15 protein-coding genes and 1 pseudogene are annotated in these 16,886 nt (G+C 54.1%); 13 read left to right on the top strand and 3 right to left on the bottom strand.

Annotation, left to right across the window (positions count from 1 at the left end; translation table 11 throughout):
• Positions 1-398, bottom strand: a pseudogene (locus ACEQ15_RS16985) (serine--glyoxylate aminotransferase); the annotation flags it as partial.
• Between the two features lie 369 nt (positions 399-767).
• Here ACEQ15_RS16985 and ACEQ15_RS16980 point away from each other — a divergent pair.
• The 5 genes from ACEQ15_RS16980 (at position 768) to ACEQ15_RS16960 (ending at position 6,188) form a co-directional block, all read left to right on the top strand.
• Positions 768-1,553, top strand: coding sequence for an IclR family transcriptional regulator (locus ACEQ15_RS16980; RefSeq protein WP_370280435.1), 786 nt, complete (start codon positions 768-770; stop codon positions 1,551-1,553).
• Positions 1,554-1,671: 118 nt separating this feature from the next.
• Positions 1,672-3,390: an HAD family hydrolase gene (locus ACEQ15_RS16975; protein WP_370280434.1), complete on the top strand. Its 1,719-nt coding sequence runs from the start codon at positions 1,672-1,674 to the stop codon at positions 3,388-3,390.
• A gap of 81 nt (positions 3,391-3,471) precedes the next feature.
• Positions 3,472-3,747 (top strand): hypothetical protein, encoded by a 276-nt coding sequence (locus tag ACEQ15_RS16970; RefSeq protein WP_370280433.1) that lies wholly within the window; start codon positions 3,472-3,474, stop codon positions 3,745-3,747.
• Positions 3,748-3,888: 141 nt separating this feature from the next.
• Entirely contained in the window at positions 3,889-4,143 is a 255-nt protein-coding gene (locus ACEQ15_RS16965) for a YdcH family protein (protein ID WP_370280432.1), read from the top strand.
• Between the two features lie 380 nt (positions 4,144-4,523).
• Positions 4,524-6,188, top strand: a complete 1,665-nt coding sequence (locus tag ACEQ15_RS16960) for a formate--tetrahydrofolate ligase (protein ID WP_370280431.1) — start codon at positions 4,524-4,526, stop codon at positions 6,186-6,188.
• A gap of 174 nt (positions 6,189-6,362) precedes the next feature.
• Here ACEQ15_RS16960 and ACEQ15_RS16955 read toward each other — a convergent pair whose 3' ends face one another.
• The gene (locus ACEQ15_RS16955; RefSeq protein WP_370280430.1) at positions 6,363-7,484 is read right to left on the bottom strand and encodes a TRAP transporter substrate-binding protein; all 1,122 of its coding nucleotides are present in this window, start codon (positions 7,482-7,484) and stop codon (positions 6,363-6,365) included.
• 147 nt (positions 7,485-7,631) lie between these two features.
• On the opposite strand from ACEQ15_RS16955, the gene ACEQ15_RS16950 reads away from it, so the two are divergent.
• The 5 genes from ACEQ15_RS16950 to ACEQ15_RS16930 all read left to right on the top strand — a co-directional run bounded on the left by ACEQ15_RS16950 (position 7,632) and on the right by ACEQ15_RS16930 (position 14,175).
• Positions 7,632-9,575 carry an ATP-binding protein gene (locus ACEQ15_RS16950; protein ID WP_370280429.1) on the top strand — a complete coding sequence of 648 codons (1,944 nt, stop codon included), beginning with the start codon at positions 7,632-7,634 and terminating at the stop codon, positions 9,573-9,575.
• Positions 9,572-10,921 (top strand): sigma-54-dependent transcriptional regulator, encoded by a 1,350-nt coding sequence (locus tag ACEQ15_RS16945; protein WP_370280428.1) that lies wholly within the window; start codon positions 9,572-9,574, stop codon positions 10,919-10,921. Before ACEQ15_RS16950 ends, ACEQ15_RS16945 begins: the two co-directional genes overlap by 4 nt.
• A 270-nt stretch (positions 10,922-11,191) precedes the next feature.
• Positions 11,192-12,181, top strand: a complete 990-nt coding sequence (locus tag ACEQ15_RS16940; RefSeq protein WP_370280427.1) for a TRAP transporter substrate-binding protein — start codon at positions 11,192-11,194, stop codon at positions 12,179-12,181.
• A gap of 170 nt (positions 12,182-12,351) precedes the next feature.
• The gene (locus ACEQ15_RS16935) at positions 12,352-12,867 is read left to right on the top strand and encodes a TRAP transporter small permease (protein WP_370280425.1); all 516 of its coding nucleotides are present in this window, start codon (positions 12,352-12,354) and stop codon (positions 12,865-12,867) included.
• Positions 12,868-12,870: 3 nt separating this feature from the next.
• The gene (locus tag ACEQ15_RS16930) at positions 12,871-14,175 is read left to right on the top strand and encodes a TRAP transporter large permease (protein ID WP_370280424.1); all 1,305 of its coding nucleotides are present in this window, start codon (positions 12,871-12,873) and stop codon (positions 14,173-14,175) included.
• An 82-nt stretch (positions 14,176-14,257) separates the two neighbouring features.
• On the opposite strand, the gene ACEQ15_RS16925 is transcribed toward ACEQ15_RS16930, so the two are convergent.
• Complete coding sequence (locus ACEQ15_RS16925; RefSeq protein WP_370280423.1) at positions 14,258-14,578, bottom strand: hypothetical protein; 321 nt, start codon at positions 14,576-14,578, stop codon at positions 14,258-14,260.
• A gap of 94 nt (positions 14,579-14,672) precedes the next feature.
• On the opposite strand from ACEQ15_RS16925, the gene ACEQ15_RS16920 reads away from it, so the two are divergent.
• The 3 genes from ACEQ15_RS16920 to pxpB are packed head-to-tail and all read left to right on the top strand — an operon-like array spanning position 14,673 to position 16,885.
• The gene (locus ACEQ15_RS16920) at positions 14,673-15,461 is read left to right on the top strand and encodes a putative hydro-lyase (protein ID WP_370280422.1); all 789 of its coding nucleotides are present in this window, start codon (positions 14,673-14,675) and stop codon (positions 15,459-15,461) included.
• A 15-nt stretch (positions 15,462-15,476) separates the two neighbouring features.
• Positions 15,477-16,208, top strand: a complete 732-nt coding sequence (locus tag ACEQ15_RS16915) for a 5-oxoprolinase subunit PxpA (RefSeq protein WP_370280421.1) — start codon at positions 15,477-15,479, stop codon at positions 16,206-16,208.
• Positions 16,205-16,885 (top strand): 5-oxoprolinase subunit PxpB, encoded by a 681-nt coding sequence (gene pxpB / locus ACEQ15_RS16910; protein ID WP_370280420.1) that lies wholly within the window; start codon positions 16,205-16,207, stop codon positions 16,883-16,885. Before ACEQ15_RS16915 ends, pxpB begins: the two co-directional genes overlap by 4 nt.
• Position 16,886: the final 1 nt, after the last annotated feature.

Here is a 16,886-nt window from a genome sequence, read left to right as displayed (position 1 = left end):
ATCTCGTGGGCATCGTCCGCTTTCAGACGCTCTTCAAACAGATCCGCCGGTGCACCACTACCCCAAGGGCATTCGATGATCTCTACATCCAGACCGTGACGCTGACACAGGTCGATCCAACGGTGAGAGAACATGCCGTAGCGTGCGATCAGCACCTTGTCACCTGGAGACAGGGTGTTGGTGATCGCCGCTTCCCAACCACCGGTACCGGTTGATGGGAACGTGATGATCTCGCCCGCCTCAGTACCAAAGATTCGCTTACAGTCACGCAGTACAGGCGCCAGTGTTTCGACAAAATCCGGTGAACGGTGATCGCGAGTCTGGACATGCATCGCATTACGCAAGCGGTCAGGGATATTGGTAGGGCCTGGAATAAAGACCGGATTTTGATCAGACATAGGGGTCCACTCCGTAAAGTCAGTACTTATTAGTTAGGGATGCTTTGCCGCACCAACGCTTTAGATACAGAGGCAACAATCCAAAACACTGAAGCCAAACTTTTGTATACACTTTTGCCGTGCAAGCAACTTGATTCACACCTTAAACCCGGCGGACTAGTCTCGCAATATGCAACGATTTCACATTATGAAAACTTGACCCGCAAGACAAAAAATACACATATATTACTGTTTTTATTGGTTTTATTTTTTCATATTTTTTATCATGACCATCTTTCATAATGTGAAAGACCATTTCATATTCATAAATCTGCATTTTTTGTATACGATTTACTCAAACACAAAGAACAATTAATGCAGGTTAATGGTATGACTACAGCCAGCTCAAAATCCGAATCGCGTATACAAGTTATTGATCGGGCAGCGCTTCTGCTGGATGCGATCTCTCGCTACTCCACTCCGGTGAAGCTAAAAGTGCTGAGCGCCGAGACCAACTTGCACCCGTCAACCGCCCATCGCATCCTCGGCTCACTGATCAACAACCGCTTTGTGGATCGGGACCAGAACGGCGAGTACCGCCTGGGGCAGCGTTTGCTGCAACTGAGCAGCCGCCTGCATACCGATGTGGATCTGCGTGCCTTGGCCCTGCCCTACATGGAGCAGCTGCGGGATAAACTGGGGGAAACGGTGAACCTGACGATTCGGGAAGGTGATGTGGTGATCTACTTCGAGAAGGCCACACCCAACCGCATGATGCATGTGCAGCAGATCATCGGCAGCCGTGCACCGCTGCACGTAACCGCGATTGGCAAGTTGATGCTGGGAGTGGGTGGCGAGGACGAGATCCGCAGTTATGCAGAGCGCACCAACCTGCCGGCGTACACACGCAACACGCTGTCCTCTTTGCCCGATCTGATCAGTGAATGTGCCACCAGCGCAGAACGCCGTTACGCACTGGACAACGAAGAAGCGGAAATAGGCGTGGGCTGCATCGGCGTGCTGCTGTACGACCGAAACGGCGTACCAACTGCAGGTCTGTCGGTTTCAGCGCCGATCGAACGACGCAAGCATGAATGGGTGGAAGATCTGATTGCCGCAGGTGACGCAATCTCCGAGCAATTGGGCTACGTCCCTGTTACTCAGGGCGCGGCGTAAACGAGGCTTAAAGAAAGCACTTTTAACACGATCAGAATTCGCGGATACAACTGATCGTTGCATATACTTAATCGGGTAAGGCTTTGAATTCCATTGACTCCAAGAAAGGAATCTCATTATGGAAAGACCGAACCTACCCTTCCCCAAAGTCATGCTCTTTGACTGGCATGGCACTCTGGTAAACACCCACGAAGCGATGTACCTGGCGGTCGAGGATATGCTGGCTCAGCTCGACGAACTGGACCTCATCCGCCACCTTCGCCCGGAAGCGGAAGCGAAAACCGAAGAAGACGAAAAGCTCCTGCGTTATATCCGCATCTTCCGCCACCTGCATCCACGGGTGCTGGCAGAACAACGCATCTCCCGCACCGATATCTTTGATGCGCTGTTTGGCGAAAACGAAAAAGCCAATGCCATCGCACACCACGCCTATAACGAGTGTTACCGCAATCACTACGGCAAGGTCTATCCGTTTCAGGATGGCGTATACGACTACCTCCGCTACCTGAAGAAACTCGGCATCAAGATCGGCGTGATGACCAACCGCAGCCGGGAATACCTTGCCCACGAGCTTGTCCACGTAGATAACGGTCGCTGGAAGGATCTTTTTGATATCAGCTTGTGCGGCAACGAAGCCAGGCGCTATAAACCTGCGCCCGACCCATTGTTGGAAGCCACCGAGGCACTGGGTGAGGTTGCGGATGGCAGCGTGTGGTATGTGGGCGACAGCCTGACGGATATGATCACCGCCAGCAAAGCGAGTATCTCCGCGGTCTTCTATAACGGCGCACTGTGGGATCAGGCCTGGTTCGACTACACCTTCTCTGTTGTTGACCACAACGAACACCAGCCCGACGTGATCGTCCACAGCTTTGATCAACTGATCGATCAGGTTGAGGCCGCGGCAGGCCCTGATGATATTGCACCAGCCACCAAGCAGATGCGCCCACCGCAGCTCCCACCGCTGCAACCGCCACCGCCACGACAGGAGCCGGACTGGCACCCCGCATTGGCCCAACTGACATACCCAAAAGTTGTGCTGTTCGACTGGCACGCCACTCTAGTGGACACCCTGGATGCGATGTACCACGCGGTCGACGACATGCTGAAAGAGCTGCGGGAGATGGGCCTGCTGGATCACCTGGTAGCACCCGAACACTGTAAATCACCGGACGATATGAAACTGGTCGAGTATGTGCGCAACAACCTGGCCCTGCATCCTAAGATCAAGCTGGACCGCAAGATCTCCCGCACCGACATCTTTGAGATACTCTTCGCAGACAATCAGGCCGCTAAACAGCTGGCGCACAAAGGTTTTACCAAGCATTACCGCAAATACTACGGCACCGCCCTGCCCTTCGAACCCAAGGTGAAACAGGTGCTGGAAGGCCTGCGAGGGCTGGGCATCACGGTGGGAGTAATCACCAACCGCGACCGCGAGTTTTTTGTCCACGAACTGAATACGATCGACGGCACCGGTTGGGCAGAGCTGTTCGACACCGAGGTGTGCGGTGATGACACCGTCAAACGTAAACCGCATGCCGACCAAGTGTTCAAGGCCGCCGATAACCTGAACATCGAGATTGGCGCAGATGTTTGGTACGTCGGCGACAGCACTACCGATGTGATCGCCGCAAAAACGGCGGGCATCACCAGCGTGTTCTTCAACGGCGCGTTGTGGGACCTACCCTGGCTGAACAAGATCTTCCCAGGTAATGAACGTTATCCGCATAAACCGGATGTGGTGGTAAACGACTTTTCAGAGTTCTGGGCGATGATGCTCAGCTGTCGACGTCAACATATGAAAAGCGCAGGTCAGACGACAAAAGTGCTGTAATCACCAGGGCTAGTACAACTAACCAAGACTGCACCAACCCGCATGTTGCCTGTCTAACCAGTGGGTTAGACAGGCACTGACATGTACGACTACATCACTTTCACGGCACCTGCAGGCTGGCTACTGTTGGTCAGCCTGGGGACGGCCGGCATCTTTCATATCCTTACACTCTATCTGGAGTTCAAGATAGACGAGGCGATATACACCGCGCGCTCCGAAGTCCATCACGTAGATACGACCCACATTGCGGTAAAAGAGCGCGAACAGCTCGAGATATGCAAGTCCGCCCGTAAGGTGTGTCTCTACATCACCCCACTCCTTTTGGCAGCCTGGCTTGTAGGCTTAGGCAGACCCTGATTCACAACCGAGTGACCAAGACATCCAACTGACCGACATCAATACTTAACAAAAGCATTTAATGAGAGTCGTCAGAAATTGACTAAGATTCATACAGATGACTTATCAATCTGAAACATCAATCTGATAGCAGGAGTTTCCATGTTAGGTGAAGATCACTCTCTCATTAACGAGTTTCCTGAGTATCGGGAAACTATCGACCACTTAACCCAGAACGATCAGGCATTTGCAGAGGATGCCAAACGCTACAACGGTCTGGACACCGAGATTCGTGAGCTGGAACTGAATAGCTCACCCATTGATGACCAGGCAATGCATCAACTCAAACACGACAGATCAGAGCTTAAGGATTCGCTGTATCAGCGGCTTGTCAGCGCCAAGAGCGACGTATCTTAACGATTCAAAAGGCAGGCTTCATAACGGATTCAGGCTTGCCTGACAGTTAGGCAGTGAGGGGAATATTCGTCGTTACACTCCTCCCCCTTCGGAGTCCGCGGCGAAGTTTCCTTTGCTGTCTCATATTTATCCAAATTCATCACGTGGGTATCTGTATCCCAAGGCACCGCAGCTCACCTTCATGCCAAGAAACCTCACTCAACATGGGCGGGGCTTCCATTGTGTTCACCAGCGCAGTTTCCAAGCAATCTAACTGTCTTTGGCCTCCACCTCCCATATCCGGCATTCCGAGCCACAATGCTCTAATCTGAAGCATAGCGGTCCTCCTAATAGCCTGTGACCTTCCCTATGCACGATCTATCTTTCTGAAGGAGCTTTCCATGACAACCGATGTCGAGATAGCGCAGCAATTCACACCGCGCCCCATTACAGAGATCGCCGACCAGTTGGGCATCGACGCCGAGCATCTGCACCCCTATGGTCGCGACATAGCTAAGATTGATCTAAAAGCATTACAGAAAAAAAATGGCAGGAAGGGCCGCCTGATTCTGGTATCAGCCACCACTCCGACACCATCCGGCGAAGGCAAGACGACCACCACGATCGGCCTGGGCCAGGCATTTACCCGCCTTAATGAATCAGTCTGCTTGGCACTACGCGAGCCGTCTCTGGGCCCCTGCCTGGGCATGAAAGGTGGAGCCACCGGAGGCGGTTACAGCCAGATTATGCCCGCGGACCGGATCAACCTGCACTTTACCGGCGATTTTCACGCCATCACCAGTGCCAACAACCTGCTTTCCGCCACCATCGACAACCATTTTTTTCATGGCAATAAGCTGGGTATCGATCCACGTCAGATCGCCTGGCGCCGGGTGATGGATATGAACGACCGCAGCTTGCGCAAGATTGTGCTGGGATTGGGGGGCAAGAATCAGGGGATTCCCAGGGAAGGCGGCTTCGATATCACCGCCGCCTCGGAGGTGATGGCGATGCTCTGCCTGGCCGACGATGCGAAAGACCTGAAGCGCCGACTGGACCGCATCTTGGTCGGTTACAGCTACGAAAACCAACCGATCTATGCTGAACAATTGGAGATCACCGGGGCAATGATGGCGCTGCTGCGTGATGCCATGCAACCCAACCTGGTACAAAGCTTCGAGGGCACCCCGGCCCTGGTTCACGGCGGGCCATTTGCCAACATAGCCCACGGCTGTAACAGCGTCATCGCCACCCGCATGGCGATGAATTATGCGGATTGGGCAATCACCGAAGCGGGCTTTGGTTTTGATCTGGGCGCAGAGAAATTCTTTGATATCAAATGCAGGATCGCGGGGCTTGATCCAGATGCAGTGGTACTGGTTACCACCGTTCGAGCTCTGAAAATGCATGGCGGCAAACCCAAGCATGAGCTTGAGACAGAGGATCTGGTTGCCCTGCGGGAGGGGCTGGGCAACCTGGACAAGCATATTGAGAGTGTTGAGTTGTTTAATAAACACCCGGTGGTGGCACTGAACCGCTTTGCCAGCGATAGCGACGCCGAGGTAGCGATGATCAAGGAGCGCTGCACCGAGTTGGGTGTCTCCTTCGCCGAAACCACACATCATGCCGATGGCGGCAAAGGCGCCCTGGAACTGGCCAAAGCCGTAATGGCATCGGTGGAGAAAAACCGTCCATTCGAGCCTTTGTATGATCTTGATCTTCCGGTTGTGGAAAAGGTGCGAGCGGTCTGCAAGGCGATGTATGGTGCCGACGACGTGGCCTTTACCAAGGATGCCGAGCGGGATCTGAAACATGTAGAGCAGCTGGGTCTGACCGGGTTACCGATCTGTGTCGCCAAAGCACCCAGCTCACTTTCGGACGATCCGACACTGCATGGCAGGCCACGGGGTTTCGAGGTCACCGTGCGACAGATTCAGATCAACGCCGGTGCCGGCTTCCTCGTTATTCTGACCGGTGACATTTTGCGTATGCCCGGACTGCCCAAAGAACCGGCGGCCAATCGAATGAAGCTGCTTGATAATGGCATTATCGATGGTCTGGAATAGGTTAGTCCCAATGTTGGACAACGCCGCTTCGCGGGTTGGCCAACCTACAATGTTCATGTAGGTTGGTCTTCGCGTCGCGAAGCCCAACAGATCCTCTGCTCTGCTTAAGTGAACAGCGTTACGCTCACAGTTGCGGGGCTTTTATTATTTTTTGCAGCACAAAGCTACACCAACTTACCGATTTTTCGCCTCTGCCCTCAGATCCAACACCCGACCGACGGTGCGGTTCCAGTTGGCGGCACATTCCGGTCCGCAACGCTCCGCCCAGCGCGGCAGGATGACGTCCATCGCGACTTTGTTCCGTACGGCCAGATCCTCAGTGGACGGTTCCACCAGCGTCATATTGCCTACTTCGCCAATCGGGCACGGGCCGTTCGCAAGACAAGCCAGGGCCACCGCATCCTCTTGTGCGGTCTCCTCCCACATCTTGTCGGTTAGCTGGGCAATCTCGCTCTTGAGCAACGCTTTCTGCTCGTCGTTCAGCAGATTCCACTTATTCATATTCATTGCGCCAAATGCCAACCCCCACCCCACTCGCAGGGTGTAGCCGTAGGATGCGACCTTGTACAACTGGCCGGTATACGCCGACATGGTGCCGGTGATTGCGCAATCAAAGATCCCCTTTTCCAGCGCTTCGGGCACGTTGTTAAACGACGCACTCACCGGGATCGCCCCCACGCCTTCAACAAAATCCCCCAGGGTCGTCAGGAATACCCGGATTCGCTTACCCTTGAGGTCTTCGATACCGCGGATCTCGCTGTTGCACCAGATCATCTGGCTGGGAAACGGATAGAGCATCATCAGCTTGGCGTTGTATTTCTCGGCAAACGCCAGCTCCAGGGTTGGGAAATAAGCTTCCGCCACCTGCCGCTGTACGGCGATATTCTGCACCAGCGAGGACAAGTCCGCGCCTTCGAAGATTTCACTCTCCGGCACCACATACCCGGGCAAGCCAAAGGCAAAGTCGAACACTCCGTTTTTCACCAGTCGCATAATCTCATAGCCGTGCAGGCCGAGCTCGGTGTGTGGTTTTATCTCACCCACGATCTGCCCACCCGAGACTTCGGCAATGCGCTTATTCCAGAATGGACCTTCGTGCTTCTGATAGTTGGTGAAATAATCCCAGGTACCGACGCCCTTGATAATGATGGTATCGTTCGCCGCGGCAAAACCGCTGGTTGCCAGCAACGCCAGACCCAGCAGAAACGACTGTAATACCTGCCTTAACTTCTTCATAAACACGGGCTTATTCACTTCCTCGGGAGACTTAGGAGAGCGGCTAATCTGTATAGCCATTCACTTTCTTATTTACTATAACCTGCCCCACGCGCTTATGCAGGCAGGTAATAAAACTGATCGTTTAAGTTTCGCGTTTGCTTAAATTCTATTTAAGCTATGAAATAAATAGTATTCAGCTCAGATATCTCAAGGCACGTTTAACAGATGAAACATCGGCAAAAGCTCGGGATACGAGGACGCTTTTTCTTAGCGTTCGGTGCGCTCAGTGCACTCACTCTGCTGACCAGCATTATCAGTTGGGTCTCCTATAACCGCCTTGGTAACGAGCTGAACCATGTGGTTGAGGGCAATATCCAAACCCTCGGCCTGATGGCCAGTCTTAAAGAGCAAGGTACAAAAATCACCCTGCTCGCCCCGACGCTGCTGGCTGCAGAGAACACCGAAAGTCGCCAGAAGATCTGGGAAGAGCTGAATTTTAACCTCGACACCATCTCGTACCTGCTGCCGGAAATCGCCGAAAGTACCGAGGACCGTAACGCGGAGACCGCACTCTCCGGCCAGATCGATATATTAAAGGCGACCCTGACCCAGCTGGATAGCAACGTACTGAAGAAGTTTGAGATCCAGCAGCACAAGCGTTCTGAAAACCAGCGTCTGCGCTGGATTGCCTCCAGCTTCCTGAGCGAGATTGATACCCTGACCGAGAATGCCCAACGGGATCTCTACAGCTACTACAATCAGGATCTGCCCGACTCCTGGATTGTGATCAATAACTACGGTCAGGAAACAACCACCAAAATCAACGCCGATCTGCAGCGCCTGTATCGCATCAAAGCCGACGTGAACCTACTGATCAACCTGGTCGACCGGGCACAGCACCTGCCGGACCTGAACTCGCTTATCGCCACTCAGACCCATTCGGATGAGATCACCCAGCGGATCAAGGAGGATATCCAGGCGATCGACACCATGCCGGGGATTCAGGCACTGCGGCAAACAATCGTGAATATTGTTTTCCTCACTCGCGGCGAGAACAACATGTTTATGATCCGCAGCCGGGAGCGCGGTATTTTGCGCTCGGGCGAGTTGCTGCTGGAGCAGATGCGCCAGGAGCTCAACAGCTTAAACGAGCTAATCGCAATACAGACCGCCAAAGCTGAAACCTCCGCTCGCAGCTCTGCCAAAAGCGCCGAGGAAACCATCCAAAAGAGCCGTTTCTGGATGCTAATGATGGTGGCTGCCAGTTTGCTGTTCTCCATCCTGATCGTTTGGCTCTATGTGGGTCGTTACATGGTGGCCCGAATCACCAGCCTCGACAAAAGCATGCGCTCGATCGCCAACGGTAACCTGGAAGAACAGGTGCAGGTGAAGGGCGACGACGAGATCACCACCATGGCCCGCTCCCTGATCAGTTTCCGCGACCAGTTGACCACCCTACAGGAAGAGTTGGTGCAAGCGGGCAAGATGGCTGCGATGGGCCAGCTCTCTGCCGGTATTGCTCATGAGATCAACCAGCCGCTGTCAGCCATTGGCCACTACTCCCATAACGGCGTCCGTCTGCTGAACGCAGGACGCATTGAGGACACCGAGAAAAACCTTAACCAGATCTCACACCTGACCAAACGCGCCACCACAATCATCACGCGCCTGAAAGCACTGGCCCGCAACCAGCCGGTGAACCTTATCCCCGTGGACCTGGATCGCGTGATCAACAACGTGCTCCATATGCTCGAAGGTGACGAAATCAGGCAACAGACGACCATCAACGTGCAGTACCAGCAAGCAGAAAATCAGGTACAGGCCGACCCGGTGCAGCTGGAACAGGTGGTCATGAACCTTGTGACCAATGCCCTTGATGCCGTGCGCGAGCAGGAAGAAAAAGAGATCAATATCGAATGCCTGCACAGCCGCGACATGCTCGAGATTTATGTGCGCGACAGCGGTCCGGGCATCGATCAGGAGCTGCGCGAGCAGATCTTCGAGCCCTTCTTTACCACCAAACGCCGCGGCCAGAGCCTGGGCCTTGGGTTGGCCATCTCCTTCAACATCATCAAGAATTTCGGCGGCAAATTGACCGTCGATGAGAATGCAGGCGGTGGCGCATCATTTTGTATCCAGTTACCAGAACACCGGAGTAGTAAAAAATGAGTTCAGCCATGGCCAATGGCCAGGTCATCGTCATCGACGATGAAGAAATCGTACGCGAATCGATGACCCAGACACTGGAGCTGGAAGGTTACAGCACCAGCGCCTTTGAAGACCCGCACGACGCGATCAAGCATTGCTCCAAGAGCTGGCACGGTGTGGTGATCTGCGATGTGCGCATGGACATCATGAACGGCCTGGAGGTACTGGAGAAGATTCTGGAGATCGATCCGGAGATTCCGGTCATCATGTTCAGCGGCCACTCCGATATCGCCATTGCGATTAAGGCCATCCGCCAGGGGGCCTATGACTTCCTGGAGAAAACCGACGATCCCCAGCACCACCTGAATACGGTCGAGCGTGCCTTCAAGAAACGTGAACTGGTACTGGAAAACCGCCGCCTGCGCGAAGCGATCGCAGGTCAGCACGAGATCGACAAACGCCTTGTTGGCCAGACAGACGTGATGGTACGCCTGCGGGAAACCGTGCTGCAACTGGCCCAGGTGGATGTGGATCTGATCATCAACGGCGAAACCGGCACCGGTAAAGAGGTGGTCGCCAAGTGCCTGCACGACTTCAGCTCACGCAAAGACAAACCTTTTGTGGCCCTGAACTGTGGTGCGGTCACCGAATCGGTGATCGAAAGCGAGCTGTTTGGCCATGAGGCCGGCGCGTTTACCGGTGCCAACAAGAAGCGGATCGGTAAGCTGGAATACGCCAGCGGTGGCACCCTGTTCCTTGATGAGATCGAAAGCATGCCCGCCTCCCTGCAGGTACGCCTGCTCCGGGTCCTACAGGAGCGCGTTTTGCAACGCCTGGGTGGTAACGCCGATATCAACGTGGATATCCGGGTAGTTGCAGCTTCCAAGGAAGATCTGCGGGAGGCCTCCGACCGCGGCACTTTCCGTGAGGATCTCTACTACCGCCTAAATGTTGCCAGTATCGATCTGCCCAGCCTCAGTCAGCGTAAGGATGATATCCCGCTGCTGTTCAGCCATTTTGCCGAGCAGGCCTGCCAGCGTTTCAATCGCGAGAGCAAGCCGGTTCCGGACCTGCTTCTGCAACAGCTGTGCATGCAATCCTGGCCGGGTAACGTGCGGGAACTGCGTAATGCCGCAGAACGCTGGGCATTGGGGTTGCCGTTCGACAGTAAACTCAACATCACGGAAGCCCCCAAAGCGGGAAACCTTGACGAACTGGTGGAGAGTTACGAGCGAGAGATTATCTTCTCTGCACTCAAAGCCAACAATGGCCAAGTTGAGCAGACCGCCCAGGCGCTGGGTATTCCACGTAAGAAGCTCTACCTGCGCATGAAGAAATACGATCTGGATCGTAAGGACTTTACCTAAGCGCTCTTGCGCTTTCCCTCCCCCTTCAATGTGTCAAAAGTGACTCAGACGTTGAAATTCGTCTGAGTCAAAACCATCCCAAAGACCACCCACGCACCCCCACGTAAAAATTTAAGCCATTGTTTTAAAACACTTTTCCAATCTTGGCCCCTGCCTTGCAATACCTGTAACAGCCAATGCCATCGGTAGGGCCAAGGAACCTGCTAACAAGTCCGAAACGACTCTGGTTTATTCGCAGGTTCCATAAACAAAAAGATTTGGAGAATAAGAATGAAACGTTTTGCCAAACAAGCTGCTGTACTGCTGACCTCAATGCTGACGCTGGGCGCCACCAGCAATGTATTAGCAGAGAAGCGTTGGGATATGCCAACCCCGTACGGCGACGGCACACACCAGACTCAGGTTGCGCGCAGCTTTGCTGAAGAAGTAACCGCCAAATCCAACGGCAAGCTGACCATCAACATCCACTCCGGTGGCTCGCTGATCAAGCACCCGGAGATCCACCGCGCGGTTAAGAGCCGTCAGGTACCAATCGGTGAGGTATTTATCGGTCGCCTGGGTAACCTCAACCCGATCTTCAAACTGGACAACATCCCGTTCCTGGCCACCGACTTCGATAGCGCGGAACAACTGTATAAGGCGTCCAAACCGGAACTGACCAAAGCGCTGGCAAAAGAGAACCTGATCCTGCTGTACACTTCCCCATGGCCGGCACAGGATCTGTACAGCAACAAGGATGTTAAAAGCCTGGCAGATCTGAAGGGTCTGAAGATGCGTTCTTACAGCCCAACCACCTCCCGTCTGGCTGACCTGATGGGCACCACGCCAGTCAACATCCCATTCAGCGATGTGGCACAGGCGTTCACCACTAATGCCATCGACGCAATGATCACCTCCCCAAGCACCGGTGTGAACGGTCAGAGCTGGGATTACATCTCCAACTTCACCACCATCCACGCCTGGATTCCGAAGAATATGGTCTTCGCCAACAAGCGCATGTTCGACCGCCTGGATGCCGAGACTCAGCAGGTGATCCTGACCGCTGCAGCTAACGCAGAGAAAAAAGGCTGGGCCCTGGGCCGCAAACTGGCGGTAGAGCACACCAACAAGCTGGCTGAGAACGGCATGAAAGTGAGCGAGCCAAGTGATCAGCTGATCACAGAGCTGGAAGAGATCGGTTCCACCATGGTTAACGAGTGGGTAGCCGAAGCAGGTGAATCCGGCCGTACTGTGCTGAAAAACTACCTGGAAAAAATGTAAGACCTCGTCCCTGGGGCGCCTTATTGGCCATCGGTAAGGCGCCTCTTCGAGTAACACGCTGCATGAATAAATTATAAGAACCGACAAACCCGAGTATTTCGGATGATCAGTCCGACATAACAGCAATATGAATGTTTGGGTTTCTGGTCAGGCAATCGGGTGAGAATAAAATGCAAACACTTAAACACTACTTTTACTTAGCCTCCGCTGTGTTATCGGGCACCAGCCTGGTTGTGATGACACTGCTGATTTTGGCTCAGATCGCCGCGCGCATGTTTGGCGTCATCATTCCATCCTCTGAGGACTTCGCAGGTTGGTTGCTTTCCGCCACCATTTTTTTCGGACTGGCGTACACCTTTAACACCGGCAACCACATTCGCGTCACCATTTTGCTCAGTCGCCTGGAAGGCAAATCTCGCCGCCTGGTTGAATTTTTCAACCTGACTGCAGGTGTGCTGATCAGCGGTTACCTGGCCTACTACACCGCCTTTACCGCATACGAATCCTATATCTACCACGATGTAACAGACACCTATCTGGCCGTGCCACTCTGGATTGTTCAGACCCCAATGGCACTTGGCTCACTGTTCCTGCTGATCGCAATTGTTGATAGCTACATCGCGGCACTGCAGGGAGAAAAACCAGGGTTTATTGCCCACGAAGATGCGCTTAGCGCTGCGGAGTAAATCATGGATATCACAGTAATCGGTTTAATCTTAGTTGTTTGCATGCTGCTGATGCTGACCAGTGGCATCTGGGTAGCGCTGACCCTGACCGGCATCTCCATCATCGGCCTACAGCTGATCGGTAACGACAGCATCGGTCTGTTGCTGGGCACCTCCTCCTGGAGTGCGGTAACCGGCTGGTCACTGACCGCTCTGCCCCTGTTTATCTGGATGGGTGAGATCCTGTTCCGCACCCGTCTTTCGCAAGACTTGTTTGAAGGCCTGTCGCCTATGCTGTCCCGCTTCCCGGGCAAGCTGCTGCACGTGAACATCCTTAGCTGTGGCATCTTTGCTGCGGTATCCGGTTCGTCTGCAGCGACCGCCGCGACGATCGGTCGTATGACCCTGCCGGAACTGTCACGCCGTGGCTATAACGACACCATGGCGATCGGTACCCTGGCGGGCTCCGGCACCCTGGGCCTGTTGATTCCACCGTCCATCATCCTGATCGTTTACGGTGTATCTGCAGAAGTCTCCATTGCACGCCTGTTCCTGGCCGGCGTAATGCCGGGCCTGGTGCTGATCCTGCTGTTTATGGCCTTCACCGCTGGCTGGACACTGATGCAGGGCCGCAAGGGCGAAGTAGCAGACAATGTGCAGTACAGCACCAAAGAAAAGCTGCAGGCGCTGAAAAAACTGATTCCGATCGTGCTGCTGATCGGTGGTGTGCTGGGTTCGATCTATCAGGGTATTGCCACGCCGACTGAAGCGGCTGCGTTTGGTGTCGCGGGCTCCCTGCTGCTCTCCGCCATGTTGGGCAGCTTCACCCTCCGCGGATTCATCGATAGCGTCGCCGGTGCGGTGAAGAACTCCTGCATGCTGGGCCTGATCCTGGTAGGCGCGCACTTCCTGACGCTGGCGATGGGCTTTATCGGCATTCCGAATGCACTGGCGACATGGATTGCGGATCTGGGCCTGTCACCGATCGAGCTGATCATCTACCTGACCGTGTTCTTCGTGATCATGGGCTGTTTCCTGGACGGCATCTCCGTGATCGTGCTGACCACCTCCGTGGTTCTGCCGATGGTGACCCAGGCGAACATCGACCTGCTGTGGTTCGGTATCTTCCTGGTACTGGTGGTAGAGATGTCTCAGATCACCCCGCCGGTTGGTTTTAACCTGTTTGTGATCCAGGCATTGACCGGCAAGAACATCCTCTATGTAGCGAAAGCTGCGCTGCCGTTCTTCTTTATGATCGCGATCGCAATTGTGCTGATCACGATGTATCCAGAGATCGTGCTGTACCTGCCAACCATGATGACGTCCTAAGCAACACAAACAGTTAACACTTAAACGCTAGCCCCACCTCACTCACCCGGGGCTGGCGAACAGAAACAAAAGACACACCAAGCTAACACCTCACTCGAACCGTTAGCTGATGGATCAACAATTTGGCGACTCTTGCTTCAGCCGGCTCCGGCTGGCTGGGGCAATCTTTTTGCCGTCGCCCATAACCCATATCAGGCCCGAGACCTCTATCAAGATGAGCACCGCGATAACGCTCCAGCACTACCAGCAGATCCGCCATGTCGATGAAATCGTTGAAGTTGCCCTGGACAGTTGGTTTGTATACCGCCGATCGATAAAAGCCAATGGCTCTCTGAGCGTCAAGCGACGCGTAGTGTTTTTCGGCAGAAGCGAGGAGGAAGTTTCCCGCTGGCTTGAAAACCAAACAACCTCCGCTGCATTCAAAGCTTCACGGAATCCTTAGCGCACACGCCCCCACATGACAGTCGTATCACACATAGAATAATAAAGGTCCGTCCATGTACGCAGATAAAACACCCACCCAAATTCGAGCGCTGATTCGCCAAGGCGAATACACGGGCAACACTTCCGGACTTGCTCCGGGTTACGTTCAGGGCAACCTGGCCATCTTGCCCAAAGCCTGGGCTGACGAATTTCTTCAGTTTTGCCAGCTTAATCCCAAGCCTTGTCCAATCATTGGCAAGTCCAGCCAACCCGGTCAGTTTATGCTGCCGGAACTGGGCGAAGACCTTGATATCCGTCGCGATGTACCGCGTTACCGAGTCTACGAAAACGGTGAATTAACCCAGGAACTGACGGATGTCGCCGAAGTATGGCGAGATGACCTGGTGACCTTTGTTCTGGGCTGCTCCTTCTCGTTTGAAGAAGCACTGCTGGCCGATGGTCTGGAGGTGCGCAACATCACCGAAGGCGTGAACGTGCCGATGTATCGCACCAATATCCCATGCCGTCCTGCGGGTCGATTCAGCGGCACCACCGTGGTGAGTATGCGCCCGATGAAAGCCGCGGATGCGATTCGTGCCGTACAGATCTGCACCCGTTTCCCTTCCGTTCACGGCGCACCGCTACACCTGGGTGATCCATCATTGATCGGCATTGCAGATATCAACCAACCCGATTTCGGTGATGCGGTGACCATCAAAGACGATGAGCTACCGCTGTTCTGGGCCTGCGGCGTTACCCCTCAGGTCGCCCTGGAACAAGCCAAACCACCGTTCTGCATTACCCACAGCCCGGGCTACATGATCGTTACCGATCTGAAAAACAGCCAGCTGGCGATCTTGTAATTGGAGGAGATCCCGATGTCATTACGTTTAAATTGTGATCTGGGTGAAAGCTTTGGTTTCTGGAGCATCGGCCTGGATAAATCAGTGATGCCTCATATCGATCAGGCCAATATTGCCTGTGGTTTCCACGCGGGCGATCCCGTGGTGATGCAGAAAACACTGGCGCTGGCCAAACAAAACAGCGTCACCATTGGCGCTCATCCTGGTTATCCGGACCTGGTTGGATTCGGGCGCCGTACGCTTAAAGCGAATGCCGAAGAGCTGAAAGCGATGCTGCTGTATCAAATCGCTGCGCTCGATGGCATGGCCGCGTCCTTAGGGATCAAGCTGGAATACGTTAAACCCCACGGTGCGATGTACAACGACATGATGGCCGACGCTACCATACGCAAAACGGTCATGGAAGCGATCTCAAGCTACTTCCGGCCGCTAGTACTGATGCTGCAGAGCACCCCGAACGCCGCCAAACACCGACAGGAAGCACAACGTGCCAAGATCCAGCTCTGGTTTGAAGTGTTTGCCGACCGCTGTTATGCCGACGATGGCACACTGCTACCCCGTAGTGAGGCAGGTGCGGTACATACTACCGAAAAAATGCTGGCTCAAGTCAAACAGCTCAAGGAGCACGGCACGGTCACAACTGTAAGTGGCAAGAGGCTGAAACTGACTGCAGACACGCTCTGTGTTCACGGCGACAACATGGATGGCGTTAACGCAATCCAGCAGATTCGAGAGCTGATCAAATGATGCAGATAGAAGTAGCCGGTGAAAACGCCCTGATCGTCTATTTTGGTGATAATACCGATCCATCCGTATCCGCTAAGGTCCAACAGGCGGTGAGCCTACTCGAATCAAAGCTGGCCGATAAACTGATCGACTTGGTGCCCTCCTATGCGTCTCTGTTGGTGATCTACGACCTACTTGCCTGCGACCACCTGGAGATAAAAAGCACCTTACGCCAACTGCTCGACCAGCTAGACAACACCTTACAGTCCACAGGCGAGTTGATCACCCTACCCACCTACTACAGCCCTGAGTCAGGCCCGGATCTGAACGATCTGGCCCAGTGCAGAGGCCTCAGCATCGACGAGGTGATCCAGATCCACAGCCAGATGGAATACCGCGTCTATGCAATTGGGTTTGCACCGGGTTTCGCCTACCTGGGCGAAGTGGATCCGCGTATTGCTGCCCCACGTCTTTCAACGCCACGTCAGAAAGTACCCAAAGGTGCCGTAGCGATCGCAGACCGACAAACCGCCGTGTATCCCGCGGTGTCTCCGGGTGGTTGGAACCTGATCGGACTTTGCCCTACGCCGATGTTTGATCCAGACAAAGATCCCACCATGCCCGTACAAGTGGGCGATCGTGTGCGCTTCAAACCGATCAACCGTGATCAGTATCTGGAATTGGGAGGTCAACTCTGAG

This window comes from Pontibacterium sp. (genome assembly GCF_964228735.1).
Classification (GTDB): Bacteria; Pseudomonadota; Gammaproteobacteria; order Pseudomonadales; family Balneatricaceae; genus Pontibacterium.
Note: the sequence above shows the minus strand (reverse complement) of the source record. Positions and strands in the feature narration are given on the sequence as shown.